This is a genomic window from Acinetobacter sp. Ac8, from assembly GCF_055392545.1.
Map to the genome: position 1 here is coordinate 2,053,587 of NZ_AP043689.1, position 26,309 is coordinate 2,079,895.

Here is a 26,309-nt window from a genome sequence, read left to right on the forward strand (position 1 = left end):
GAAATATTATGGCTGATGAAGAACATCAAGATGTTCAAAATGAACAGCAAAATGATCAACTAAAGCAAGCGCAGACACCGAAGAAGCGCAATATATTGCGTAATATTCTGATGTCATTGCTTTTGGTCATTATTCTATTGATTGCTGCATTGGCTGTGATGTTTAGTACCGATAAAGGCAGTAAGTTTTTATTGGATCGGGTTGCTTCAAGCCAGAAAATTATTGATTACCAATATGAAAGCGGTAACTTGCTTCAAGGGATCATACTTAAAAATGTTTTGGTCACTCTCGCTGCGGTTGATGTCAAAATTGATCGTGCGGATGTTTCCTTGGGTTGGCGCGCAATATTAGATAAAGAAATTCATTTGAGCCATGCTGATGTTAACAATTTAAGAATTATCAGCAAAACACCACCAAGCGATGAACCCTTTAAGTTTAGCGAAATCAAGTTACCCTTTGTTTTACGTTTAGATGAAGCAAATGTAGATCATATGCAGTTGCAAACTGCCTCTACAAAAATTGATTTTAACGATATTCATTTAGAAAATGCATTGTGGTCGGGTACAGAGCTGAAGTTTGAAAACTCTAAAATGGACATGGGCTATTTATCTGTAAAAGACGCGACAGGTAATATGAACTTTAAGCAAGGCGATTATCCACTGAATGCCAAAGCAATTTTGCGGATCCCGAGTTTAAAAAGTTTGAATGTTGAAGATATTTACGTACATGCGCGTGGCTCACTCGACACGATTAAAGCGGGTGTTGCAACGAAAACGCCCGATCTTTTAACGGGCTGGGCGGTGATCCATCCGATGCGTCATGATGTTCCAATGAATGGTGCTTTGGTTTTTAAAGATTATCATTGGCCGTTGTTGCAGGAACAAGAATTACTGTCTAAAAATGGCTTGGCGAAATTTCAAGGCGATGTTAAAGGCTTAAACTTAGACATCAACACAGACATTAGTGGTAAAAATATCCCACAAGGTCAATATACTGCTTTAGCACATACCGATTTAACCAATCAGTTAAATATTAATAATTTGAATGGTCAATTGATGGGTGGTGCTTTAAATCTTGCAGGTTTGGTCAGTTGGCAAGATCATGTGCATTGGGATGTGCAAGGCCGTTTAGATCGAATCAATCCAAAAGATAAAATTATCCCACAAGTGATTCAAGACTTTTTACCTGTTTCCCTTGATGCCAAAATTGGTTCAGTGGGCGAATTAAAACAAGGTATGCATTTAACCGCCAATGTTGATTTTGATAAATATGAAGCTTGGAAGGTTAAATTAGATCAAGCTGAGCAAAAGGGTAAAAAGCCTGAACCGATGTTATTGGGGGTTAACTGGAAAAATATCGACCGAGCCGTGCCTTATGTGGGTTGGTTAAGCAGTGAACAAGGTCAGGTTGAAGTTGCACTGGTTGACGATCAGCAAAATATTCATGTGGCAACCGTTGTACGTCAACATGAAAAAGGCAGTTTACCTGAGGGCAAATACACAGCTCAGTTAGACCTAAAAGGCAATGATTTACATGTACCAGCATTTGAATATGTGGCAACGAAAGGCAGTTTATCTGGAAACGCAGTTGTTGAATTACCTACTGAAAAACGCCAGTTAAAATGGAATGCCTTACTCAATGCAAAAGATTTTAATCCACAAAGTATTGTCGCAACTGCACCAGTAGATTTAATCAATGGGCAAATAAAAGCCAATGGTTATGCGAAACCAAATCAACAATTGATTAATTTTGATGCGATTAATTTAACTGGGCGACTTGCAAATCAAGCCAACCCTGAAACAATCCAATTGACAGGTAAAAGTACAGCCGCAGTTATTTTCAATGATGCCAATGCTGGTGGAGCGTTTAAAGGCTTTGCTGTGAATTATGATGGCGCATTAAATGCGTCACAGCTGAAACAAGGCAGTGGCTTGTTAAAGATCAGAGTTGCGGGTACACCGGAGTTAATTAAAATATCTGAGCTACAGCATGATGGTGTTGCAGGAAAAATCTTAGCCAATGGCTTGGTGCATATCAGCAATGGCATCGGTTGGGATATCAACGCATCTTTGGTGCGTTTTAAACCACAATATTTTGTTTCTTCTGTCCGTGGTGAAGTTTCTGGGAATGTGAAGGCTCAGGGGAATTGGTCAGATCGTCTGAAGAGAATTAATATTCAACAATTGAATATTGCAGGCATGATCAATAACAAACCCTTAAGAGGACGAGGTAACCTTGCAGTTGTTTTAAATTCTGATTTAAAAGGCTTGATGCCACAGCAATTTGAAGCCAACAACTTATTTTTGTCTTATGCCAATAACCAAGTTCAGGCGACAGGAAATGCACAGAATCTACGATTAAAAGTCAATGCACCTGCATTATATGAGCTTTATCCGGGATTACGTGGCACAGCATATGGTTATTTGAATCTACAAGCACAGCCACGTCTGAGTGCAACTGCAAACCTCACAGTCGATAATTTTAGTTTTAATGATAGTCTAAGCATTAAAAAATTAAGCTTAAAGGGTGAATTGCCAACCTCTGAAACTGTAGCGTCGAAAATGGTGGCGCAAATGGATACTTTGCGCAGTGGAAACCGTGAGATTCAGCATGCAGGGATTACACTTTCTGGAACACGTAAAGCACATTTATTACAGCTTCAGGCATGGAACTATTATTCTAAGTTCTATGTACAGCTTGCAGGTGGATTTAATGCGCAGAATGATTGGTTGGGTCAGATTCAAAAAGGTGAGTTTGACTCAGTAAGAGCACACTTATTACAACAACAAAATGCACCGGTTATTTTTAACGCGTCAAAATCGGAGTTATATGTTGGGCAGCATTGTTGGTCAAGTCAGCAAAGCCAATTGTGTTTTGATCAACCGATCCGCGCAAGTCAGCAAAATGGTAATGTTTCTTTTGTTACTAAAAACCTAGATCTGAATGATTTTGCTGCGTTTATGCCAGAAGGTTTGGCACTGACGGGGAAATTAAATGGTTATGCAAAAGCATCATGGGCGAAAGGTGCACAGCCTAAATTAGATGCCAAGCTGGTTACTCGTAATGGGCAAATTGGTATTGCAGCAGAAGATCCGAATGATCCTTCAACTTCAATGAACTATGACGAAGCTAGTGTAATTGCGAAAAGCATAAAAGATGGTTTGTTATTGCGTGTTGATTTAAAAGCGCCGAATGTTGGAACAGGCTATGCCAGTGTCATTGTCAATCCATATGTCGAGTCTAAGCCGATGCGTGGTGAGGTGGCATTTAATGAAGTTCAGCTGAAAATCTTAAAACCATTTATTGCTGATGTACGTAAGCTTGATGGGACTTTATCACTTGCAGGAAAAATTAACGGTACGCTGACACAACCATTGTTTGATGGTGAAATGCGCTTGAAAAATGGTGAAATTAGTATGATTTCACTGCCTGTGAATTTGAATAATGTTCAGATTTACACTTCAATTCGTCAAGACGTTGCAACAATTAATGGTGCATTTAACAGTGGTCGTGGTGTCGGTAAAATTAATGGCAGTATCGATTGGAAAAATGATCCACATATACAATTACGTCTCAATGGCGATAAATTGCTGATTCGTCAAGCACCGTTGATCACTGCAGTTGTCGATACTGATATTGAATTGGATGCTTTACCTTTAAGTAAGAAACTGACCGTTAAAGGTAAAGTTGATGTACCTAGTGCATTAATTTCAATGCCTGAATCCAGTGCAACCGTAGTCAATGTGTCACCTGATGTCCGTATTGTAAAAGAAGGTCAAAATCAGCTAGCAGTGCTTAAAGCAGCACAGCCGTGGTCTATACGTGCAGATGTTTCAGTAAACTTGGGCGATAAAGTTATTTTCCAAGGCTTTAATAGTCGTATTCCATTGGTGGGGCGTCTTTATCTTTCTCAACGTGGTTTGGAAACTGCAATGCGTGCCAATGGTGCGATTGGTGTCAGTCAAAAAGTAACCGTTGAGGCTTATGGTCAGCGCTTAGACTTAAATCGTGCCATTGCTCGTTTTAATGGCCCATTGTCTAATCCTACATTGGATGTCGATACCAATAAGAGTATTTCTGGAAGTACCGTAGGTCTACGTATTACAGGCACAGCTTCTAGTCCAAACATTCAAGTTTATAATGATGCTGGTTTGTCTGATCAGGAAGCGATGAATGCTTTAATTACAGGACGTATTAATGAAGGGTCCAGTGGTTTAAGTAATGCTGAAGGATTTAAATCGGATGTAAACAATACGATTGCAGCAGCAGGGATCAGTTTGGGGCTAGGGGGAACACGTGCATTTACCAACCAAATTGGACGTACATTTGGTTTAAGTGGTTTGTCTTTTGACGCACAAGGGACTGGCGATGATACGCAGGTCAGTTTGACGGGTTATATTACCCCAGACTTGTATATTCGCTATGGTGTGGGGGTATTTACACCAGTGAATAAACTGACTTTACGTTATCAAATGAATAAACGTTTATATCTGGAAGCCAGCCAGTCTTTAGAAAAAGCCATTGACGTGTTCTATCATTGGAGATTCTAGCCAAAACATTTTAAATGCAATCGGTATTGAAATGTAGTTGATCAATATTGAAAAACTCGGATTACGATCCGAGTTTTTTATGCTTAAATCAAATGAGATGAATCATTGAGCTAAACAAAGCGCATCGTAAAATGCTTGGAATGTGAGCAGCGCAAAGATCTTGTACATAGCTATTAAAAGCCAATAGGCGAGTATATTAAAGATCTTTATATTGTACTTGTCTTGCTGATTTATGCTGATTGTTTAAGACTGATCATGTATGGAATATTTAATTTTTTAGAAGTAGAAAAGCCCAATGAAATATTGGGCTTTTAAAACTGATTTGAGGAAGGTGTTACACGCTACAATGGCGTTATTCAGTTAATAACACATCTCCATATTGTTCACGTAAATCACGCTTTAACATTTTACCGGTACCTGTTAAAGGAATGGATTCAACAAAAATAACTTTGTCCGGGATTTGCCATTTCGCAATCTTATCTGCATAGTAATCCAATAGTTCTTGCTCAGTAATGTGACTACCTTGCTGTTTAATCGCAATTACCACTGGGCGTTCATCCCATTTCGGGTGGTTTGCTGCAATCACAGCAGCCATCGCAATTTCAGGATGATTCATGGCAATGTTTTCAAGCTCAACAGAAGAAATCCACTCACCACCTGATTTAATTAAATCTTTGGCACGATCACTTAACAGCAGATAGCCGTCCTCATTAATCGTGGCGATATCACCGGTATCAAACCAACCATCAGCACTTAACGCTTTTTCAGATTTGCCATAATAAGATTCAATAATCCAATGGCCTTTGACTTGCAGATTCCCCGTACTATGTCCATCACGAGCAACTTCATGTGTGCCATTTTCTTCATCGGTAATACGTAAATCTACGCCAAAAGGTGGGCGACCTTGAGACAAGCGAACTTTAAATTGTTCTTCTTCACTTAAATTTAGGTGTTTGGCTTTGAGTTGGTTGCCTGTGCCCAATGGGCTCATTTCAGTCATGCCCCATGCATGAATAGTTTCGCAATGATAGATGTCTCTAAATGCTTTCATCATCGCAGGTGGGCAAGCTGAACCGCCAACGACATTGCGTTTAAGGCTTTCAAGAGCGCTACCAGATTGTTTTGCTGCGGCAAGCAAGCCTTGCCAAATCGTTGGTACACCGAGCGCAATACTGACTTTATATTCATCAATCATTTGTACTAAGCTGGCACCATCTAGACCCGGCCCCGGGAATATCAATGTACAACCGACCATTGCTGCGGCATAAGGTGTACCCCAGGCATTGACATGGAACATGGGAACCACAGGTAACATAATATCTTTTGCAGATAAATTTAGTGAGTCGGGCAGTGCGATCGCATAGGTGTGTAAAATGGTTGAGCGATGACTATACAAAGCGCCTTTTGGATTGCCCGTTGTTCCTGAGGTATAGCAAAGAGAGCTTGCGGTATTTTCCTCAAAATTTGGCCACTCGTACTGTACAGAATGTTCTGCAATTAGTACATCATAGAATTTAACATCTGGAAGGGCATCGGCAATATCTTGGTCAAAAGCACCTAGATAAACGAAATGTTCTACATGAGGGGTAAGGGCTTTCACTGCTTTGATTAGCGGTAAAAAGGTTTTATCAAATAACACCACTTTGTCTTGAGCATCATTGATAATAAAGATCAATTGTTCAGGAAAAAGTCTAGGGTTGATGGTGTGACAGACCAAGCCACTTCCGGAAATTGCATACCAAGATTCAAGATGACGATGATTATTCCATGCAATCGTTGCAACTCGGTCGCCTAAGCCTAAACCCAGTCCAGCGAGTGCATTGGCAAAGCGTTTCGCGTTTTCACTTACATGTGTCCAATCTGTCTTTGTAATCGTGCCATCGGTATTTTTTGAAATAATCGCAGTATCACCATGATAACGCGTAGCATGCTCAATGAGGCTACTAATTAATAATGGTTGCTGCATCATACGTCCTTGCATATAAAATTCCTTTATAATCTTGTTGATAGGCTTAAATTGTATTTTTCTCAGAAGCTTTCTAAGTGAAAAAAATTGTTAAATAGAAAAAGCTATCATTTCATCCTATATAAAAGTCAGATTAAATCAAGCTTAAAAACAATATATTTTTGCAACATTTTTATTATTTTAACCAATAAAAAACAATAGCTTAGTTGGATTATCACGATTTGAAAATTTGATCAAGAAATGTGGGGTATCAGACTAAAGAACTAGGGAAAAGTATTACTTAGATATATGTATATGTGCTAAACATATTCTATGTCTTGTTAAGGCATTGATGTTTTAGGATGAAACTATATTGACGTGAGATATTAAAAGGAGTTTTAGAATGTTTCAAAAAATCAGAAAATTATTGTGTATCCACAGTTTTGAATATGAAATTGGACATAATATTGTGGTTAAAGAGTGCCGTAAGTGTGGTGCTCATCATTAATTTTCTAGAAGCGATCGCAAAATATCACTATATTATGATCATTCGATAAAATATGGTGATATTTAGAAAGCGTTATATCTCTAAATGAAAATAATAAAAATCTAGTTTTGCAAGCTGATTCATTCAATCTTATGCTGATAGATGTCATTGTTTGATTGCTTAAGGCTGTCTTGGTTTTTTCAGTATGGTTAAATTTACGTTAGAATAACCCTATTCTTGTTTTATTGTCTTTGAATCATAATGTCTAAAAATTTTTTAGCTGAAAATTATATTGTCGATGAACATCTTGCTGATACTTTAAATTGGTTATGCCAACATCAAGATTGTTATGATGCTTTTCAATTTGATGTGTTGACTCAAGAACTCAAAGTTCATCATGCCAATGGTACAGATATCATTCGTCAGGGGATGTATCTTACGGCAAAGTACGGAATTTTAATCACATCCTTATAGTGAATTGGTGCTCAATGATTGTCGCTAAAATCAGCATGTAACATATTCTTGCGCTTAAATTTAATTTATCGTGTTTTTTTACTTTGATTAGTGCGACAAAAAAGTCAAAACACAGCTAAAATATAGCTTGAATAGTGTGTATTGAATCCATAATGAATATGAATGTATCAGAACATCAGCGTAGCATTTTGGCTACGATGGGAATAGAGCTTTGGATCCCCAAGGTTGATGTTCAAACACGTCATTATGAAAATGCGCTATACCGTGATATTGCTCAAGTTGAACAGGATATTGCTGTTGTGCCTGAGTTGAACACGCATTTAACTCAATCAGATGCAAAACTAGAAAATCAAAAAGTACAGCCGCCACAGATTGAAAAAGCTCATCAGCCTGAAGTTTCTTTATTAAAACGCAATCCAGAAACACAGCTAACTGAAGAAGTTTCGGCACCTGAGCAAATTCAGCAACAGACAAACTTTACTGTTGAGCCTGCATTACAAATTGCGCCATTTGAAATCCAAGCCTATTGCATTGAAAGCTGTGTCATTTTTGTCGATTGTACTCAAATAAGCGCTGACCAATTCACGCTATGGGGCAATATACAGCAGGCGCTTGTAGGGCAGTTTTATGATTTAAAATGGCCTTTTCCAATGTTGCAACTTCAAGATGGAAGAGGGGCTGCGATGTATATCCAAGGATTTGTTGATGCTTTAAGGCAAGAGCGTAAAGTCATCAGTCTTGGTCAATTGCCTTATTTAAACAATACTGAAATGTTTGAATTGGCAAGTTTACAAGAGATGATTGAGCAACCTTTATTAAAACGCCGTCTATGGCAATTTATGCAAAATAAACTGAATTAGTTTTCAAGATCTGTACTGAGAGGTTTTCTGGGATATGAATAAAAAAGTGGTTGTATTTAGTCAAATCGACTCAGAAGTTCAAGCAAAATTAGCAGAAAAATATCAGTTGGTTGTATTGAATCCTAAGCAAGGCGATATCAATGCACAAATTCGTCAAGCGGTTGTTGATGCAGATGCAATGATTGGTGCGGGTCGTTTGCTTAATGAAAGTAATATAGCCACTGCAGAAAAATTAAAAATTATCTCCTCTGTCAGTGTGGGCTATGATAATTACGATGTTGATTATTTAAATCAAAAGAAAATCTGGTTGTCGAATACACCACACGTATTAACCGAAACGACAGCGGATTTAGCCTTTACTTTGTTGATGAGTGCTGCACGTAAAGTACCGAGTTTAGATCGCTGGACCAAACAAGGTGAGTGGCAACGTACAGTCAATGCGACACAATTTGGTCAAGAAATTTTTGGTAAAACTTTAGGAATAATCGGTTTAGGTCATATCGGTGCGGCAATTGCACGACGTGGATTTTATGGCTTTAATATGAATATTTTGTATCATAATCGCCGTGAAAAAATCGAAGTTGCACAACAGTTTAATGCACAATATAAAAGTCTTGAAGCACTGTTAAAACAAGCTGATTTTGTTGTGGTTGCGGTAGATTTAAATAGCCAATCTAAAGCCTTAATCGGTGCTCAAGAATTTGCTTTGATACAAAAGCATGTTGTTTTTGTCAATATTGCACGTGGTTCGGTGGTGGATGAACAGGCATTAACAGAGGCTTTACAGAACCGCCAAATTTTTGCTGCGGGTCTAGATGTATATCAAAAAGAACCGTTGCAACAATCGCCATTGTTTGAGTTGGATAATGTCGTGACTTTACCGCATATCGGTTCAGCAACCGCCGAGACGCGCAAGAAAATGGCGGAACTGGCTTTGCAAAATTTAGTCGATGCTTTGGAACAACGCACACCAAGATATTTAGTCAATGAAAACTTCTAGTTGATGTTGAATGTTTGCTGACAATGCAAATTACATATGAAGTGTTTACAGCCCCCTAACACTTCATTGCGAATTTGTACTAAATTCAATGTTATATTTAGAATATTAAAATAATTGGGACGATCAATTGAACAAGACCTTCCTCAGCCTTTGTCTCTGCTTAAGCACTTCAATTAGCTCAGCTGATGATTTTCTGCAAACTCAGAATAGTACTCAATTTGAAGTACCTGAGATTGGCAGTGGGGTGGGGTTTATTGATCAACAAAAAGAAAAAACCATTGGTGAAAAAGTTTATCGCCAAGTGCAACAGCAAATGCCAGTTCTGCAAGATCCTTGGCTGGAAGATCAGTTTATGCTGGTTTTTTCAAAAATTCTTAGTCAGACCCAGCTTTCACAGCCAGTAGGCTTGGTGGTAATTAAAGATGCTCAGATCAATGCATTTGCAGTACCTGGAGGCATGTTTGCTCTAAATAGTGGGATGATTACAGCTTCAAGTAACATGGATGAAGTTGCCAGTGTAATGGGACATGAAATTGCCCATGTCACACAACGTCATTACAGCCGTTCACAGGAAGCATTTAAAGGTCAAGGTTTGTTGGCGCTTGCTGGAATTATCGTCGGTGCTGCATTGGCGTCCAAAGCGGATGGTGATATTGGTGGTGCGGTGATGATGGGTACACAAGCTGCATTGATGGACAAGCAACTCAGTTATAGCCGAAATCAAGAACGTGAAGCTGATCGGATCGGTATGCAGTTTATGTACGGGGCTGGATATGACCCAGAAAGTATGGCTGATTTCTTTGAAACCATGCATCGTTCTACCAGTCGTTTAAGTTTTTTACCTGATTTTTGGTTAACCCATCCCTTAACAACTGAGCGTATGAGTGAAGCCAGATTAAGGGCAAATCAATTTCCAAAAGTTCCTTTTCGCGCCCAGCAATCTGATTTTGATATTATTAAATGGTATACCGCAGTGATTTCAGGACAAGCCACTGACCGTCAATTGCTGGCTTTAGCACAATCGAATAATTTAGCGGGTTTATTGGCTTTAAGTGAATTTTATTTGCTGCAAGGTGATTATGACAATGCACAGACGCAGCTAAATTTAGCCAAGATGGTCAACGCAGAACATACTTTGGTTACTTTGATTCAAACTGATATTTATTTAGGGCGAAATAAATTAGATGATGCCTATCAAACCATCATCAGTAAGCAAATCATAACCCCAGAAAATCGTGCATTAAGTTATAAATTAGCCGAAGTTTATATTCGACAGCAGAAGCCCAAAGAAGCTGAGCAATTGGTTAATCGTTTTGTGAATAAAAATAATAAAGATATTATTGGCTGGCAACTGTTACAACAAGCGGCAAATTTAGATAAAAAGAATCCAATGCGTACAGTCAATGTGCTGAGAAATCGGGCGGAAGTTCAATATTGGTCTGGTGATGAAGAAAATGCAATTAAATCACTTTTACATGCCAAGCGCTTGGCTAAAGAGAACAATGCGATGAGTGCCCGTATCGATACACGCTTAAAAGTGATGCAAGATGAGCGGAAGTTAAAAATTTAAAAATAAGATTTAAAGAACTTAAAGCTTGAGTTAAAAAACTAAAAATAATGGGTGATTTTAAATGTACCATTAAAGAAAATTTACTTTCTATTCTTGCGTGAACAGGTTAAGCTAAAATCACTTAAAGTTATAATAAAGTATTTGATTCACATGAAGAAAATTTTAATCGCATGCAGCATTTTTTTCTATGCTCACTCAACATTTGCAGCAGTACCAGAAAGCTATGTTCGAGAAGTTGAGCGTATTTCGACGCAATACAGTGCCGACATGAAATTTTTTTTGCGTAGTCTAGATCCTAAATTGAGTCAGTTTAACCCGCAACAAGAGTCACAATTCTGTGGCATTGTTAAAAAATATGTCGATGATATGTATAAAACGACAGATGAAAATCGTCAATACCTCCCACCATCAGCGCAATCTATGACCAAACAAAATGTGATTGATAAAGTGATGTTGTCACCTGAAATGCAGTTACTAAAAAAATATAATATTCAGTGTGATTTGAAATAGGTTTATCTTTAACATCTTACATCTGGGCCCCATCATTTATGGATTTTAGCCAATTTCAAATTGAGAATGAGCAGATTGCTCTCAACATCATTCAAGTATCTGATGCTGAAGATTTATATAGTGCAATAAAAAATACTTTAACCGAGCTTAGAAAGTTTCCTGCAAGTTTAGTATGGGCATTGGAAGAACCTAATTTGCCAGCTTCAATGGCATTCTGCCAATCTCGTTTGGTGGCGTTATTAAATAAAGAGAACTTTGTATTTATTATCCGTTTAAAAGAAACTGATGATTTTTTAGGGGTTGTCGATATCCATGCAATTGATTGGTTGCAAAATACTGCATCTATTGGGTTTTGGGGAAACTCAAAATTTAAACAAAAAGGTTATATGGCACAAGCGCTAACACTATTTGTAGGTAGTTTATTCTCGAAATGGAATTTTTTTGGTTTAAATGCCTATGTCGATGTAGAAAATATATTGGCACGAAAATTATGTGAAAAAGCAGGGTTTTTGCTTAAAGATATTCAATATCAATCTGTACAGAATCCAGTCGATGGTGGCTTTAGAGATATTTGCCATTATCAGATAGAAAATAAATGAAGTGATATTGTAGATTGACGATTTTGGGCTATTTAACAAGAAACTATTTCATTGCAAAATAATTTTTATTTAAGTTGTTAAATAGACCAAATCAAACAGAAATTCAGATTTAAGAACGTTGGGTTTAGCCAAGTTTTGCTTTAATTTTTGCAGAAACTTGTGCTGGATCGGCACGTCCGGCTATGATCGGACGTAGAGAATTCATCACCTTACCCATATCTTTCATGCTAGTTGCACCTTGCGCAGTAATAGTTTGCGCAATGAGAGAATCAAGCTCGTCCTCTGACATAGCTTCAGGTAGAAACTGAGATAACACCTCAATTTCGGCTTGTTCTTTACTAGCTAAATCTTCACGGCCTGCACCTTCAAAGGCTTTGACCGATTCTTTACGTTGTTTGATTTGCTTTTCAATGACCGCAAGAACCTGAGTATCGTCAAGCTCTATGCGCTCATCGACTTCGATTTGCTTGATTGCTGCCTGTAGACCACGAATTACCGTTAACTTACCCATTTCTTTAGCACGCATTGTTGCTTTTAAAACATCAGTTATTTGGTTTTTTAAAGTAGTCATTTATCTGTCCAGGTGAGTCAATCAATCACAAATTAATCTTAGTAAAGGCGAGTAGTACGTACTGATTCACGCGCCAATTTCTTTTGGTAGCGTTTAACAGCAGCAGCTTTTTTACGTTTACGTTCTTGAGTAGGTTTCTCGTAGAATTCACGTTTACGAACATCAGCTAAAACACCAGCTTTTTCGCATGAACGTTTGAAACGACGGATAGCTACGTCTACTGGTTCGCCTTCTTTCAATTTAACTTGTGGCATGAAGAATCCTCATTAAGTTATGGATAAGATCAGGGTCGAATTACCCTAGATCACAAGTGAAGGTCAGTATTTTACTCATTTACATCTCATACCACAAGTCTATAATAGCTTTAGCAATATTTTGAAATGGGTAAAAGGCAATTTAATGATCGTTCTGGGCTTAGAAACTTCATGTGATGAAACAGGATTAGCGCTCTATGACAATGAAGTCGGCTTAAGAGGACAGGTGTTATATAGTCAAATTAAATTGCATGCAGAGTATGGTGGTGTGGTCCCTGAATTGGCCTCTCGTGATCATGTTCGGAAGTTAATTCCTCTGATTAATCAGTTGCTTGAGCAAAGCGGTGTGAGAAAATCAGAGATCGATGCAGTGGCGTATACGCGCGGCCCTGGCTTAATGGGTGCACTGATGACAGGGGCATTATTTGGTCGTACCTTGGCTTTTGCGCTGAATAAACCCGCAATTGGCGTGCATCATATGGAAGGTCATATGCTTGCTCCATTATTATCCGAAAATCCACCTGAATTTCCGTTTGTCGCATTATTAGTGTCAGGTGGACACACTCAATTGATGGCAGCACATGCAATAGGTGAGTACGAAATTCTAGGTGAGTCGATTGACGATGCTGCTGGTGAAGCTTTTGATAAAGTCGCAAAAATGTTGAAATTACCTTATCCCGGTGGTCCAAATATTTCAAAATTGGCGGAACAAGGTGACAAAAACGCGTTTGAATTTCCACGTCCAATGTTGCATCAAGGGCTAGATTTTTCATTTAGTGGTCTAAAAACTGCTGTTTCAGTGCAGTTAAAAAAATTAGGTGAAGAACAACGTGATGCAGATATTGCAGCTTCATTCCAAGAAGCTTTAGTGGATACTTTGGTTAAAAAGTCGATTAAAGCCTTAAAACAATCGGGTTTAAGACGTTTGGTGATTGCGGGCGGTGTCAGTGCCAATAAACGTTTAAGAGAGCGCTTAGAAGCAGACTTAGCTAAAATTAAAGCAACAGTTTATTATGCAGAACCTGCTTTATGTACAGATAATGGTGCAATGATTGCGTTTGCAGGTTATCAGCGTTTAAAAGCTGGACAAAAAGATGGTTTATCGGTGACGACAACACCACGTTGGCCAATGACTGAATTGACTAAACCTGAATTAGTTTAAGTCCGATATTGAACGGATTGTTAAATTTAAAAAAGAGGCGAAAGCCTCTTTTTTTATGGATTTAAAATTTAACGCGAATAAGGCTTCCATGTTTTGCTTTTGTTATCATAGTGATATTGAACTTGATCATCGTAATTTGATTCAAAGTTTGTATGGCCATATTGATGATTGATACTAAAACAATTTTTAATATTGCTATAGGTTTCATGTGTGCCAGGGTGATCACCATCGAATTGTGAACCCATTAAGCATAATTTTGAGTCATTCAATGCAAATGTATAAGTGGGCTTCTTTTTGACATTGCCTTCATTATCTTCCCAACCCGTAAACTGATAATTGAGTGGATAGGCAATCCCTGTTTGGGTATCTAAAGCAATCATTTCTAAAGAATCTGAAGTTCCCGTATTGAGTAAAATATATTTTTTATCAAAATTGGGCTGCATTGTTTTAAGCGCATTTTTATATTTGGCAAGGTTGGCTTTAGAACAATAATCGCCATTAAAATAATCACTCTGACACTCAGAAACTTTTTTAAACGTCGTCCCAGCATATGCCAATTGTAGCGATGCAGAACAAACAATCAGTGATAGGGTAAAAAATCTTTTCATTTATATTGACTTTGAAAGTGTATCTACACAGTTTATCGCATTTCTTTTACTGTGGTTTATCTGATTTCATGATAAAAAATAATCAGAATATTAAAAAATGAGATTGGAACATGGACTTATTGTCTTCTGAACAGCATATCCACCCAAACAATATTGATACAGATCCTCAGCTTTATAAAAAATTTAGCCAAGGCGTGCGTTTACCTTATGAAGTTTTAAACATTCACAATATTCCTGATGGTGCAAAACCTGGCCATTTTATCGAGATTCGTTGTGGTGGGTTTGGTTCAGAAATTTCAGCACACCCTACAGAAAAGTATCAATTCTATGCACTTACAGATCGTGGGCCGAATACCACGTATAACGTTAATCAAGATCATGGCAAAATCTTTTTAGAGCCTGACTATACCCCTAAGATTGGATTATTTGAGTTAAAAAATGATGGAACTATTCAGAAAATAAAAGAAATTCTATTAAAAGATCCAACAGGCAGAAATATTACAGGTTTGCCTAATCAGCATTTTGGCGCAAGTAAAGAAATCGCCTATGACCAAGATGGCAAGAAATTAGCCATAGGCACAGATGAATTTGGATTGGATGCTGAAGGTTTGGTTGCACTCAAAGATGGTACTTTCTGGGTCAGTGATGAATATGGTCCTCATATTGTGCATTTTAATGCAGACGGGCTAGAAATCGACCGTATCAATGCCTATGTCTTAGATGAGCGCAGAACATCGGGGTATTTATTGCCCCAAGAATATGCCAATCGACGCCAAAATCGAGGGATGGAAGGTTTAACCATTACACCTGATCAAAAAAAGCTGGTGGGCATCATGCAATCCACCATGAGTAATCCCGATGCTTCAGTAAGCAAATCAGATCTTGTGCGTATTGTGATGATTGATTTAGAAAGCAAAGTCGTTTCTCAGTATTTGTATCAACAAGAAGGGGGTGCAAAGACCTATTCAAATACAGCAATTACAGCCTTGAGTTCCACTCAATTTCTAGTCGCAGAACGTGATGATGATTTCTATAAAGATAATTCTCAAGCATTTAAACGGATTTATAAAATCAATTTGCAACATGCCACTGATTTGGAAAAGCTAAAGCCAACTTCGACGATTCGGCAAGATGAACAATTCGGCCTGTTGATAGCGGAACAAACCTTAGAACAATATGTGTTAACAGCAGGCTGGAGTGGTCTGGCTCAACAGGGTATCTATCCGGTAGAAAAAACCTTAGTGGTGGATTTGGTTGCGCGTTTACAGTATCCGCACGATAAAATTGAAGGTCTATGGGTGATTGATGAACAGCATTTAGCAGTGCTCAATGATGATGATTATGCTTTTTCTGAAACAGATGGGGTACTGGAACAAAAGTATTTGGATCAAGATAAAACTATCATCGATGGCAATACACTTTATATCCTTGATCAATTGGATTTAACAGTGGATTAAATCATTATCCATTCAAGATAAAATTAAACCGCCAAATTTATTTGACGGTTTAATGCATAGTTTCACGCTTAACTTTGTGCTGGTTTTAAAGTTGATTTAAGTATTAAGCTTGATTCAAAGATTAAACTTAGTATTCCCAGAACATCCGTTGAATTTCTTTTGCATCTTTGGTTTTGGTGAGTGCCAAAGCGGCTAAAAGTTTTGCTTTTTGCGGATTTAAATCGTGAGCAACCACCCAACCATATTTATCATCAGGCTGCTCAGCATTACGTAACACAAAACCTTGTGGAACGCGTGAAGAACGAATGATTTGTACGCCTTGTTGCTGGAGTTGGTTTAATGTCGGAACAATATAATTCGCAACGGAACCATTACCTGTACCCGCATGAATAATGGCTTTAGCACCCGCTTTCGCATAGGCCACATAGGCATCTGGAAGCATATTGCCTGAACCATAAACGATTTGAACGATTGGTAACGCATCACCTTGAATGTTCTCAATATTAAACTCAGAGCTATTGTTAAAACGTTTTGCAACGTTTCTAAACCAATAAGGTTTACCTTCAACCAGTGTACCTAAAGCACCCCATTGGCTGACAAAAGCATCGGTATGAATATTGATGGTCTTTGACACATCGCGTGCTGCAAAAATATCATCATTCATTAACACAAAAACGCCTTTGCCTTTGGCACTGTCTGCGGCAGCAAGCGCAACAGCACTATACAGGTTCAAAGGGCCGTCAGCTGAAAGCGCTGAAGGTGGACGCATAGAACCAACAACGACAATTGGTTTATCTGTATGAACCGTAAGACTTAGAAAATAAGCAGTTTCTTCTAAAGTATCTGTACCATGGGTAATCACCACGCCATTCACATCAGGCTTTTTAACCAATTCATTTACTTTACGTGCAATGGTTAAAAGCTCTTTGTCAGTGATGCTTTCTGAAGCAACCTGTAAAGCCTGTACACCTGTAACATTGGCAAGATTTTGAATTTGCGGAACTGCATTCAACAAATCATCTACAGGAACTTTCGCAGCAGTATATGTTGCGCTATTTGTAGAACTTGCTCCAGCACCCGCGATCGTACCGCCAGTTGCGACGACAACGACATTATTTTTTGCATAACTCGTAAAGGGTAAAAGCATGCCAATTGCAAGTGTAAGTGCAGTAACCGTCTTTTTCATAAACTATCCTTTTCAATCATTGTTCTGGTCATAAGCATTTTTTGTACCAGTTTTTAAATCTATATAAATACTGAGCTGTTGCCCATACTTATTTAAAAATGTAATTTTTCAAATAATCACTCAAATTTATAGTTACATACTATTAAAACTGGATAAAGTGCTTGCCAGTGCGTTTTTTCAGCATTCAATGAAGATGTTGTGCAATATAACGTCAATGACTAAGTTTTTAGTTGTACAGATGAATTGAGCAATTAAAAAAGGCATTCAATTTTGAATGCATTTTTGAGCTAATCTTTACTTTATAAAGATTAACGCATTTTTGCCAAGAAACGACTTAAGCGGTTCATTGCTTCACGTAATTCATTTTCTGCGGGGAGGAATACCACACGGAAATGATCAGGTGTAGGCCAGTTAAAACCTGTTCCTTGAACCAGTAAAACTTTTTCAGCTTTGAGGAAATCTAACATGAATTTTTCATCATCTTCAATTGGATAGATTTCAGGATCTAGTCTAGGGAAACAATACATTGCACCTTCTGGCTTTACGCACGACACACCAGGAATATCGTTAAGCATTTCCCAAGCAATATTGCGTTGTTCATACAAACGACCACCTGGGCGGATCAAATCATTAATCGATTGATAGCCGCCTAAAGCAGTTTGAATCGCATATTGGGCTTGATGGTTGGCACATAAACGCATTGAGGCAAGCATGTCCAAGCCTTCGATGTAATCCATTGCACGTGATTTATCACCCGTAATCGCCATCCAACCAGAACGGTAGCCGGCAATACGATAGGCTTTAGATAAACCATTAAAAGAAACACATAAATGGTTTCCTGCTAATGCTGCAACAGAGACATGTTCGATACCGTCATACACAATTTTGTCGTAAATTTCATCTGCAAATAAAATCAGATCATGTTTTTTTGCCAATGCGACAATCTGTTCTAAAACATGGCGTGGATAAACTGAACCCGTTGGATTGTTTGGGTTAATCACCACAATACCACGAGTATTCGGGGTGATTTTACTTTCCATATCCGCCATATCAGGATACCAGTAGTTTTGGTCATCACATTTATAGTGAATCGCTGTACCACCTGATAGATTTACGGCTGCCGTCCATAATGGGTAATCCGGCATTGGAACCAGCATTTCATCGCCATCATCCAATAAACCTTGCATCGCCATAACGATCAGTTCAGATACACCATTCCCGATATACACATCTTTGACATGTAAATCCAAGATACCTTTTTGCTGATAATACTGACAAATGGCTTTACGCGCAGGGAAGATCCCTTTTGAATCTGTATAACCGACAGCATTAGGCAAGTTTAAAGCCACATCATTGATAATTTCTTGCGGGGCTTCAAAGCCGAACGGGGCGGGGTTACCGATATTTAATTTAATAATTTTATGACCGGCTTCTTCCATCTCATTGGCCGCTCGTAACACTGGTCCACGAATGTCGTAGCAAACATGCTCTAGCTTTGACGATTTCTTGATTTCACGTGGGGTTGTGTTACCTAAAACGGACATAATTTTATCCAATTATTTTGAGTTAAAAAAATAGATTACTGAAATATCACAATCTATGTTGAAATTTAGCTAGAAATTTTCCAAGCTCTAGCGTAAATATGGAAGTACTGAAGCATGACATTGAATGTCAAAGATTTAAAGGAGTTTAATGATGGGAAAACTCAATAAAACAGACCGAGAATGGCAAAGAGAGTTATCACCAGAGGAATTTAAAATCACTCGACAAAAGGGCACTGAACCTGCCTTTACTGGAAAGTATTGGAATTCCAAGCAGCATGGAACCTATGTATGTCGATGTTGTGGGGAAGAATTATTCTCTTCTGAAACCAAATATGACAGTGGTTGTGGTTGGCCGAGCTTTTTTAAACCGATCAATAATACTGTTATAGAAGAACAAGATGATCATTCACATGGTATGGAACGTGTAGAAATTATATGCCATCATTGCGACGCTCATTTGGGGCATGTATTTGAAGATGGACCACAACCAACGGGCTTACGCTACTGCGTAAATTCCGCTTCTTTAGAATTAAAATCACAAGAAAAAGGCGACGAGGAAACGTATCCATGACCAACATTTATCAGTTTGAGGCTGAGCTGTTAGAGGGTGAAAATAAATCTTTTTCTGATTATGAAGGAAAAGTTTTATTGATTGTAAATACTGCAAGTAAATGTGGCTTTACTCCACAATTTGCAGGATTAGAAAAGGTTTACGAGAAATATAAAGACCAAGGTCTTGAAGTTTTAGGATTTTCTTGTAACCAGTTCGGTGGACAAGACCCCGGTACAAATGAGCAAATCGGCACTTATTGCCAACGCAATTATGGTGTTTCTTTTCCAATGTTCGCTAAAGTGAATGTAAAAGGACCTGAAGCGCATGTGATATTCCGTTATTTAACCAATAACAGTAAGGGCATACTCGGCAGTGGCATTAAGTGGAATTTCACCAAATTCTTAATAAATAAGAAAGGTGAAGTGATTAACCGCTATGCACCAACCACGAAGCCTGAGGATATAGAACAGGATATTGAAAAAGCTTTAGCAGAATAACCTGTTGTACAGATCAAAATAAGACTGAGGATATGATGCAATTAGACACTGCAGTTGAATTTTGGACTGATCCGCAAATGCCCTATGTCGAAACACGTAGGGCATGTCAAAGCCGTATTTGCTATAAATCACATAGCCATCCGACCTTTTCGATTGGTGCTGTGGATTGTGGAATAAGTCGCTTTAGTAGCTATTTTGCCAGCGAAGAGCAAATTCAAACAGGAAGCGTAGTAATCATTCCTGCTGAGGTGGAACACGCATGTAATCCACTGGAAAATCAAGAATGGAGTTATCAAATGATGCATTTAGATGCACATTGGGTTGCTCAACTTTTTTCAGAATTAGTCAAAGATATTGAGCAGCTTTATCCCCATCATCTTCCGTTGCTAAAACCACAAATTTTAACAAACCCACATATATACCAAGCATTTACGCAGTTAAATCAGCTGTTATTTGATCCAACTATATCGATTTTATTCAAACAACAACAATTAATTGAAGTCCTGAGTGAAATATTATTGCCCAATTTTGAATTTACCTTATTAAAGCAGTCTGATTATTTTCAAAAGCATTTGGGTGCAATGATTGATGATATGAAGCATAGTAAACAGATGCTTTCTTTAGAAGATCTCAGTCAAAGTCTAGGGATTAGTCGTTATGCCATTATTCGCTTGTTTAAAAATAATTTTGGCTTAACACCACATGCGTATCAATTAAATCAAAAAATAAATATAGCCAGAAAGAGTTTGAAGTCTGGAGAAGCAATTATTCAAGTTGCTCATGATTTGGGGTTTACAGACCAAAGTCATTTTCATCATGTGTTTAAATCGCATACTGGAATCACACCGAAGCAGTTTCAAGCTCAGTTTGTCATGCTCTAACTGCGCAATTATCTACAAGATAATAGGTTCTAAAAATATTTAAGCTTAACTAAATATTTTTTTGGATCGAGTAATGCAACTGTTCTTTATTGTGATTGTCACCCATTTTATTGCTTTACTTTCACCCGGCCCTGATTTTTTTCTTATTTTAACCTCATTGTTTCGAAATGGGCCACATGCGGCGAGAGCTGTTTGTTTAGGGATCGTCTTGGGAAATGTTGCCGTGATAGGCCTTATTTTGAGTTCATTGTTTTTTCTTGGCAAACTCGATGATGATATTTTAAAGCTGGTAAAATGGGGCTGTATTGCTTATTTAAGTTATTTGTCTTATCGGTGTTTCATATTTGCACAACAAGCTAAACTAACAGTGGATTACCATATAGAACACCAAAATAAACCCACCTTTGCATGGATAAAATATGTCTTGCTGGGGATACAGTCGAGTTTATTAAATCCTAAAAATATTCTGTTTTATAGCAGTATTATTATGGCAATTTATCAGCACTATAATGTTGTTCAACTGACTTTAACCTGTTTGTGGATGGTGAGTGTAGTTTTGATCTGGAACTTGCTTCTGGTGCGATTGATGACCCAAAATAAAGCTATGCATTGGTTTAAAACCAAAATCAAATATATTTATTATCTTTCATCCTTATGCTTTGGCTTATTTGCCGCAGCTTTGTTGCTGAATTAATCAAATAAAATTAGCCCAAATAAAAACATGCCTATCTGATAAAGATCTTTGATAAATCAAAAAATGATCATGTGGAGTGAATCATATCGGTATTGAAAGTTCCTTCTCCCTTTGGGAGAAGGCTAGGATGAGGGTGCTTTTATGTTGATTTATGGTTTTAAAAAGGACTTATGAAAGAAGTCTAATAAAGATCTAGATAGGCTTTCTCTTTTACATTATGTTGTCATCTCATTCAATTTTAAAAATCAAGAATGAGATACGCTTGCTTCTTTCGATTTATTGGCTTTATTGCGCTTAAATAACATGTTGTGAATATCATCAATAAAGGTATACACAACAGGAATAACCAATAACGACAAGAAGGTACTGGTAATCAGTCCACCAATTACAGAGATTGCCATCGGTGCTCTAAAACTTGGATCTGTACCTATTCCTAAGGCAATTGGAAACATACCTGCACCCATCGCTAAAGTGGTCATAATAATGGGTCGTGCACGCTTATGACAGGCATCTAAGAGCGCATTCATACGTGAATACTGCCGTTCATTACGGGCGATAATTGCATAATCGACCAAAAGAATCGAGTTTTTACTGGCAATTCCCATCAACATGATTAAGCCAATCAAACTTGGCATCGAAAAACTACTTTTTGCTAAAAGCAGTAGCACAAACGCACCACCCAGTGCCAAAGGCAATGCTACTAAAATGGTGATTGGTTGTAAGAAGTCTTTAAACAAGAGCACCAAGACCACATAGATACACAATACGCCTGTGAGCATAGCTAAACCAAAGCTTGCAAAGAGCTGTTCCATCACATCGGCATCACCCAGATTGGTACGTTTTACCGTCGGAGGTAAGTTTTTGATGGTTGGAAGTTTATCTACAGCAGCCGCAACATCGCCTAAAGGCTGATCATTGAGTTCAATATTAAAGTTGATGTTACGTAAACGGTTAAAGCGATCAATTTGTGAAGGACCACTTTCAATATTAACTTGTGCAATGGTGCCTAACATCACTGGACCTTTACTGCCTGTAATCATCAAGCGTTTAATCAGGTCTTGGTCTTGACGTGCAGACAGGGGCAGTTTGATGACGATCGGAATTTGCCGTTGCGAAAGGTTTAATTTTGCCAAATTTTGATCAAAATCTCCCGCCGTGGCAATACGCACAGTTTCAGCGATATTTTGTGTGGTAATGCCTAAATCCGCAGCTTTTGCAAAGTCAGGGCGAATCACCAATTCAGGGCGAATCAATGCTGCGCTTGAGGTAATACTACCAATATTTGGAATAGTCCGGATTTCTCGTTCTACTTGACGTGCTGTACTGATTAATACATCTGGGTCATCACCTGACAGCGCAATTTGATATTGGCTGTTATTGCCTGCAATACCGACTTGAATCCGTGCACCAGGCAGTGGAGCTAAACGTTGGCGCAAGTCATTTTCAATTTTTTGCAAACTTGCAGCACGGTCTGAACGTGCTGTGACTTGAATGGTTAAGGTTGCTTTTCTTGGTTCACTTGATGCACCACCCGCAAAAGGATCTGTACCTGCTGAACCACCACCAATCGTGGTATAGACACTTTTAATTTCAGGATGATCCTTAATTAAACTACGCGCGTATTCTGCTGCTTTTAAGGTATCTGGAAATTGTGAACCTGGTGGAAGCTCAACACGCACTTGGGTCTGCCCAGTGTCAGGTGGTGGAACAAAGCCTGTAGGGAGTAATGGAATGAGCATCAGTGAAGCGATAAAAAATATGATGGCACTGCTTAAGGTGATCCAACGATGATTTAAACACCACGTGACCATTCGCATATATGCGCGCATCACCCGACCATCTTTGGCACGATCATGTTGAAGTTCAAGATCACCATGATCTTTGATTGCTTGGCTTTGATCATCTAATACTTGATTGTCGTGATGACTTTCAACTTTACCAACCCAAGGTTTAAGAATATAGGCTGACATCATAGGTGTCAGTAAGCGTGCCACCAAGAGTGAGGCAAAAATAGCCAAAGCCGCTGTCCAGCCAAATTGCACAAAGAATTTACCTGCAATACCACTCATAAAGGCAGTGGGTAAGAACACTGCAATCAAGGTGAAAGTGGTGGCAATCACGGCTAAACCAATTTCATCGGCTGCCTCCATGGCCGCTTCATAAGGCGTTTTCCCCATTCGAAGATGCCGGATGATATTTTCAATTTCTACAATGGCATCATCGACCAGTATCCCAACAACCAACGACATGGCTAACAGTGTGACAATATTTAAAGTAAAACCTAAGTAATACATGCCAATTAGGGCAGGTAGAATGGATAAAGGCAGGGCAGTAGCCGCAATGATGGTGGCACGCCAATCTCGTAAAAACAACCAAACCACCAAGATTGCAAGCAGTGCGCCTTCATACAGCAAGGACATTGAGCCTTTATAGTTATCAACCACAGGATTTACAAAGTTAAATGCTTCAGTGATTTTAATATCGGGATGCGCTGCTTTTAATGTTTCAAGTGCCTCTTTTACTCCGATTTCAACATCAACTTCACTTGCACCTTTACTGCGGGTAATTTCAAAGCCAATCACAGGGTAGCCATTTAACAGTGCAGCAGAACGTCGTTCAGCAATGCCGTCGCGAATGTTGGCAACTTGATCCAGCCGAATATGGCGACCATCACTCAAGGCAATATCCATTGCTGCAATTTCAGCAGCAGTTTTAACTGTGGCAATGGTACGAATAGACTGTTCACTGCCGCCTATTTTGGTTTGTCCGCCAGATGCATCTTGTTGAACAAGGCGTAATTGTCGGGTGATGTCTGTTGCTGTGGCATTTAATGCTAAGAGTTTTTCAGGATCTAATTCAACTTCAACTTGACGCGTGACACCGCCTACACGAGAAACCGCACCAACGCCTTTGACTTTTAACATTGCACGTGCAACGTCATAATCCACAAACCAAGACAGTGCTTCCTCATCCATACGAGGGGATTGGATGGTGTAGGTGAGAATCGGTGAACCTGAAAGATTGATTTTACTGACAATTGGATCACGAAGATCCGCAGGTAAATCTGAACGTACTTGTGAAACCGCGTTACGGACATCATCAACAGCTTCTTGCAGTGGTTTTTCCAGTTGAAACTCTGCGGTTACGGTGACTACACCATCTTGGATATTGGTATATTGATTTTTAAGTCCCTGTAAAGTTGCAATCGAGTTCTCAATTTTACGTGCAACTTCTGTTTCCAGTTGCGGTGGTGCTGCACCGGGTAAAGCCGCTGTGACCGTGACCATTGGTAATTCAATATCGGGAAATTGTTGTATTTTCATCCAATGAAAACACATCAAACCCGCTAAACCAAGCATGATAAAAAGCAAGATACCGGGAATCGGATTTTTAATCGACCAAGCGGAGAAATTCATGTTATTTCTCCTGCGTGCTAACGAGTTGTTTGGTCAATGGTGTATCTGGAATCGCTTGCCCACGTTTGATTAAATCACCATCTGACAAGAATCCTGTTCCAGATGCAACCAGTTGAGTGTTTGCTGCTAAATCAACAATTTCAACACGATCATTTAAACGTCGACCAAGTGTGACTTTCTGTTGAGTTACTCGATTATCTTTATTGACAATAAACACATAAGAGAAACCATCACGTAAAAGTACTGCGGTTTGAGGCACTGTTAGTGCTGGCTTTTCGCCTAGATCAAACTCACCTTTGACAAACATACCCATACGAACAGCATCAGTGGTAGGTATATCCACATAGACCAAGCCATAACGTGTTTGCGGGTCAATGACAGGTGCAATCATCCGAACGCTACCTGAAACGGCTGAACGGCTAGGATCAGGTGAGATGATATGCGCTGTCATGCCTTTTTTAAGTTTATATAAGTCTGTCGAGGTTACTTCGGCACGCCATTCCAAACGGTTATCACGGATCAAGCGGAACAGTTCTTGTCCCGTTTGTGCCAATGAGCCAACTGTTGCTGTACGTGCTGAAATAACACCATGATCGGGTGCAATCACTTGGGTTTGTGTTAAACGAAGCTGATTACTGTCAATTTGGGCTTTAGCAGCATCTAAACGGGCTTGTGCTGTAGTTTGAGAAGTCAGGTATTTTGTCGCTTCTTGTTGTGAAATTGCACCAGTATTTTTGAGTTGTTGAATACGTTGATTATTGATACTGGCATCAGCTAGCACAGCTTTCGCTTCTGCATAATTGGCCTTTGCTGTCGCCAATTCAGCACGAATACTTTCACTGTTAATTTCAGCCAAAACTTGCCCACGTTGTACGCTATCTCCAACGTTGACATTGACTTTGGTAATTCGTTGCCCCGAAAGTTCACTGCCAATCACCACTTCTTGCCATGCAGCAATATTGCCATTGGCTGTAAAGTTTTGCTTCCAGTTTTGTAGCTCGGGTTGTATCACCGTTACAGTCAGTGCTGGTTTTGCGCTAGAAGCGGATGTTGCTGCATTTTCTGGAGAAGGCTGCTTTTTATTTGAAGATTTCCATCCAATAAAAGCTACGATTAGCACAATAAAAATAATTGCAATAATGATCCCGAGTTTTGAGTTTATGCGCTTTTTTTTCATTGGGTCATGCGATTTCATTTTAGTTTTTTAAATGAGTAGAGATAAGTTGAGTATCTCTAAAGGCTCTATGTTTGGTCAAGTTGCAATACAGCGCTTAATGTGATTTTTTGAAAGTTAAGCGGATAAATTTTGCTATCGAGAGGTCGTTGAAGTTAGTGATATTTGTTGTTTTAAGGCCTTGATTATTAGATGGCTTGAGCGGTTAAAATTATTTATATGTTTTTAATATAAAAATGATAAAAACAAGCATTATTTTGTATAAAAACTACATGACTAATTGAGATTTATAATATTTTTTAATAAATAAATACCAT

Annotated in this window: 21 protein-coding genes; 13 read left to right on the forward strand and 8 right to left on the reverse strand. The window is 38.6% G+C overall.

Annotated elements, in window-relative coordinates:
• Window positions 1-8 precede the first annotated feature (8 nt).
• Window positions 9-4,550, forward strand: coding sequence for a translocation/assembly module TamB domain-containing protein (locus tag ACZ5QH_RS09570; RefSeq protein WP_303576218.1), 4,542 nt, complete (start codon window positions 9-11; stop codon window positions 4,548-4,550).
• 352 nt (window positions 4,551-4,902) lie between these two features.
• On the opposite strand, the gene ACZ5QH_RS09575 is transcribed toward ACZ5QH_RS09570, so the two are convergent.
• The gene (locus ACZ5QH_RS09575; protein ID WP_303576217.1) at window positions 4,903-6,531 is read right to left on the reverse strand and encodes a long-chain-fatty-acid--CoA ligase; all 1,629 of its coding nucleotides are present in this window, start codon (window positions 6,529-6,531) and stop codon (window positions 4,903-4,905) included.
• Between the two features lie 712 nt (window positions 6,532-7,243).
• On the opposite strand from ACZ5QH_RS09575, the gene ACZ5QH_RS09580 reads away from it, so the two are divergent.
• From ACZ5QH_RS09580 to ACZ5QH_RS09605, 6 genes are all read left to right on the forward strand, one after another.
• Complete coding sequence (locus ACZ5QH_RS09580) at window positions 7,244-7,456, forward strand: hypothetical protein (protein ID WP_004821110.1); 213 nt, start codon at window positions 7,244-7,246, stop codon at window positions 7,454-7,456.
• 152 nt (window positions 7,457-7,608) lie between these two features.
• Window positions 7,609-8,316: a hypothetical protein gene (locus tag ACZ5QH_RS09585; protein ID WP_303576216.1), complete on the forward strand. Its 708-nt coding sequence runs from the start codon at window positions 7,609-7,611 to the stop codon at window positions 8,314-8,316.
• A 34-nt stretch (window positions 8,317-8,350) separates the two neighbouring features.
• A complete protein-coding gene (locus tag ACZ5QH_RS09590; protein WP_303576215.1) occupies window positions 8,351-9,316 on the forward strand; it encodes a 2-hydroxyacid dehydrogenase in 966 nt (321 codons plus the stop codon).
• Window positions 9,317-9,488: 172 nt separating this feature from the next.
• Window positions 9,489-10,886 carry a M48 family metalloprotease gene (locus ACZ5QH_RS09595; RefSeq protein ID WP_303576235.1) on the forward strand — a complete coding sequence of 466 codons (1,398 nt, stop codon included), beginning with the start codon at window positions 9,489-9,491 and terminating at the stop codon, window positions 10,884-10,886.
• Window positions 10,887-11,036: 150 nt separating this feature from the next.
• Window positions 11,037-11,396 (forward strand): hypothetical protein, encoded by a 360-nt coding sequence (locus ACZ5QH_RS09600; protein ID WP_004821117.1) that lies wholly within the window; start codon window positions 11,037-11,039, stop codon window positions 11,394-11,396.
• A gap of 38 nt (window positions 11,397-11,434) precedes the next feature.
• Window positions 11,435-11,995 (forward strand): GNAT family N-acetyltransferase, encoded by a 561-nt coding sequence (locus ACZ5QH_RS09605; RefSeq protein ID WP_303576214.1) that lies wholly within the window; start codon window positions 11,435-11,437, stop codon window positions 11,993-11,995.
• 124 nt (window positions 11,996-12,119) lie between these two features.
• Here ACZ5QH_RS09605 and ACZ5QH_RS09610 read toward each other — a convergent pair whose 3' ends face one another.
• Together ACZ5QH_RS09610 and rpsU are read right to left on the reverse strand one after the other, a co-directional pair.
• Entirely contained in the window at window positions 12,120-12,566 is a 447-nt protein-coding gene (locus ACZ5QH_RS09610; protein WP_004720970.1) for a GatB/YqeY domain-containing protein, read from the reverse strand.
• A gap of 38 nt (window positions 12,567-12,604) precedes the next feature.
• On the reverse strand, window positions 12,605-12,820 hold the full coding sequence (rpsU, locus tag ACZ5QH_RS09615; protein WP_001136722.1) for a 30S ribosomal protein S21: 216 nt from the start codon (window positions 12,818-12,820) through the stop codon (window positions 12,605-12,607).
• Between the two features lie 145 nt (window positions 12,821-12,965).
• On the opposite strand from rpsU, the gene tsaD reads away from it, so the two are divergent.
• Complete coding sequence (gene tsaD, locus ACZ5QH_RS09620) at window positions 12,966-13,982, forward strand: tRNA (adenosine(37)-N6)-threonylcarbamoyltransferase complex transferase subunit TsaD (RefSeq protein ID WP_239045761.1); 1,017 nt, start codon at window positions 12,966-12,968, stop codon at window positions 13,980-13,982.
• 68 nt (window positions 13,983-14,050) lie between these two features.
• On the opposite strand, the gene ACZ5QH_RS09625 is transcribed toward tsaD, so the two are convergent.
• Window positions 14,051-14,590, reverse strand: a complete 540-nt coding sequence (locus ACZ5QH_RS09625) for a hypothetical protein (RefSeq protein WP_270382198.1) — start codon at window positions 14,588-14,590, stop codon at window positions 14,051-14,053.
• Window positions 14,591-14,700: 110 nt separating this feature from the next.
• Here ACZ5QH_RS09625 and ACZ5QH_RS09630 point away from each other — a divergent pair, with 110 nt between their 5' ends.
• Complete coding sequence (locus tag ACZ5QH_RS09630) at window positions 14,701-16,047, forward strand: esterase-like activity of phytase family protein (protein ID WP_303576213.1); 1,347 nt, start codon at window positions 14,701-14,703, stop codon at window positions 16,045-16,047.
• 127 nt (window positions 16,048-16,174) lie between these two features.
• On the opposite strand, the gene ACZ5QH_RS09635 is transcribed toward ACZ5QH_RS09630, so the two are convergent.
• Complete coding sequence (locus ACZ5QH_RS09635; RefSeq protein WP_004720964.1) at window positions 16,175-17,233, reverse strand: type II asparaginase; 1,059 nt, start codon at window positions 17,231-17,233, stop codon at window positions 16,175-16,177.
• Between the two features lie 308 nt (window positions 17,234-17,541).
• On the reverse strand, window positions 17,542-18,777 hold the full coding sequence (locus ACZ5QH_RS09640; protein ID WP_004720962.1) for a pyridoxal phosphate-dependent aminotransferase: 1,236 nt from the start codon (window positions 18,775-18,777) through the stop codon (window positions 17,542-17,544).
• 151 nt (window positions 18,778-18,928) lie between these two features.
• Between ACZ5QH_RS09640 and msrB the strand changes: the two genes are divergently transcribed.
• The 4 genes from msrB (at window position 18,929) to ACZ5QH_RS09660 (ending at window position 21,402) form a co-directional block, all read left to right on the forward strand.
• On the forward strand, window positions 18,929-19,348 hold the full coding sequence (msrB, locus tag ACZ5QH_RS09645; RefSeq protein WP_004720961.1) for a peptide-methionine (R)-S-oxide reductase MsrB: 420 nt from the start codon (window positions 18,929-18,931) through the stop codon (window positions 19,346-19,348).
• Window positions 19,345-19,827 (forward strand): glutathione peroxidase, encoded by a 483-nt coding sequence (locus ACZ5QH_RS09650; protein ID WP_303576212.1) that lies wholly within the window; start codon window positions 19,345-19,347, stop codon window positions 19,825-19,827. The genes msrB and ACZ5QH_RS09650 overlap by 4 nt, the downstream gene beginning before the upstream one ends.
• A 35-nt stretch (window positions 19,828-19,862) precedes the next feature.
• The gene (locus ACZ5QH_RS09655) at window positions 19,863-20,708 is read left to right on the forward strand and encodes a helix-turn-helix transcriptional regulator (RefSeq protein WP_004821129.1); all 846 of its coding nucleotides are present in this window, start codon (window positions 19,863-19,865) and stop codon (window positions 20,706-20,708) included.
• A gap of 73 nt (window positions 20,709-20,781) precedes the next feature.
• Complete coding sequence (locus ACZ5QH_RS09660) at window positions 20,782-21,402, forward strand: LysE family translocator (protein ID WP_239045758.1); 621 nt, start codon at window positions 20,782-20,784, stop codon at window positions 21,400-21,402.
• Window positions 21,403-21,647: 245 nt separating this feature from the next.
• On the opposite strand, the gene ACZ5QH_RS09665 is transcribed toward ACZ5QH_RS09660, so the two are convergent.
• Together ACZ5QH_RS09665 and ACZ5QH_RS09670 are read right to left on the reverse strand one after the other, a co-directional pair.
• Window positions 21,648-24,818: an efflux RND transporter permease subunit gene (locus tag ACZ5QH_RS09665; RefSeq protein ID WP_303576211.1), complete on the reverse strand. Its 3,171-nt coding sequence runs from the start codon at window positions 24,816-24,818 to the stop codon at window positions 21,648-21,650.
• Between the two features lies 1 nt (window position 24,819).
• Window positions 24,820-26,013, reverse strand: coding sequence for an efflux RND transporter periplasmic adaptor subunit (locus tag ACZ5QH_RS09670; protein ID WP_303576210.1), 1,194 nt, complete (start codon window positions 26,011-26,013; stop codon window positions 24,820-24,822).
• Between the last annotated feature and the right edge of the window lie 296 nt (window positions 26,014-26,309).

Excerpts from the sequence above, each read along its gene's own strand:
- ACZ5QH_RS09660 (WP_239045758.1), top strand. The coding sequence starts at position 20,782 with ATGCAACTGTTCTTTATTGTGATTGTCACCCATTTTATTGCTTTACTT.
- ACZ5QH_RS09635 (WP_004720964.1), bottom strand. The coding sequence starts at position 17,233 with ATGAAAAAGACGGTTACTGCACTTACACTTGCAATTGGCATGCTTTTA.
- ACZ5QH_RS09655 (WP_004821129.1), top strand. The coding sequence starts at position 19,863 with ATGCAATTAGACACTGCAGTTGAATTTTGGACTGATCCGCAAATGCCC.
- ACZ5QH_RS09575 (WP_303576217.1), bottom strand. The coding sequence starts at position 6,531 with ATGCAAGGACGTATGATGCAGCAACCATTATTAATTAGTAGCCTCATT.
- ACZ5QH_RS09625 (WP_270382198.1), bottom strand. The coding sequence starts at position 14,590 with ATGAAAAGATTTTTTACCCTATCACTGATTGTTTGTTCTGCATCGCTA.
- ACZ5QH_RS09640 (WP_004720962.1), bottom strand. The coding sequence starts at position 18,777 with ATGTCCGTTTTAGGTAACACAACCCCACGTGAAATCAAGAAATCGTCA.
- ACZ5QH_RS09630 (WP_303576213.1), top strand. The coding sequence starts at position 14,701 with ATGGACTTATTGTCTTCTGAACAGCATATCCACCCAAACAATATTGAT.
- ACZ5QH_RS09650 (WP_303576212.1), top strand. The coding sequence starts at position 19,345 with ATGACCAACATTTATCAGTTTGAGGCTGAGCTGTTAGAGGGTGAAAAT.
- tsaD (WP_239045761.1), top strand. The coding sequence starts at position 12,966 with ATGATCGTTCTGGGCTTAGAAACTTCATGTGATGAAACAGGATTAGCG.
- ACZ5QH_RS09670 (WP_303576210.1), bottom strand. The coding sequence starts at position 26,013 with ATGAAATCGCATGACCCAATGAAAAAAAAGCGCATAAACTCAAAACTC.
- ACZ5QH_RS09580 (WP_004821110.1), top strand. The coding sequence starts at position 7,244 with ATGTCTAAAAATTTTTTAGCTGAAAATTATATTGTCGATGAACATCTT.
- rpsU (WP_001136722.1), bottom strand. The coding sequence starts at position 12,820 with ATGCCACAAGTTAAATTGAAAGAAGGCGAACCAGTAGACGTAGCTATC.
- ACZ5QH_RS09585 (WP_303576216.1), top strand. The coding sequence starts at position 7,609 with ATGAATATGAATGTATCAGAACATCAGCGTAGCATTTTGGCTACGATG.
- ACZ5QH_RS09605 (WP_303576214.1), top strand. The coding sequence starts at position 11,435 with ATGGATTTTAGCCAATTTCAAATTGAGAATGAGCAGATTGCTCTCAAC.
- ACZ5QH_RS09665 (WP_303576211.1), bottom strand. The coding sequence starts at position 24,818 with ATGAATTTCTCCGCTTGGTCGATTAAAAATCCGATTCCCGGTATCTTG.
- msrB (WP_004720961.1), top strand. The coding sequence starts at position 18,929 with ATGGGAAAACTCAATAAAACAGACCGAGAATGGCAAAGAGAGTTATCA.
- ACZ5QH_RS09590 (WP_303576215.1), top strand. The coding sequence starts at position 8,351 with ATGAATAAAAAAGTGGTTGTATTTAGTCAAATCGACTCAGAAGTTCAA.
- ACZ5QH_RS09600 (WP_004821117.1), top strand. The coding sequence starts at position 11,037 with ATGAAGAAAATTTTAATCGCATGCAGCATTTTTTTCTATGCTCACTCA.
- ACZ5QH_RS09610 (WP_004720970.1), bottom strand. The coding sequence starts at position 12,566 with ATGACTACTTTAAAAAACCAAATAACTGATGTTTTAAAAGCAACAATG.
- ACZ5QH_RS09570 (WP_303576218.1), top strand. The coding sequence starts at position 9 with ATGGCTGATGAAGAACATCAAGATGTTCAAAATGAACAGCAAAATGAT.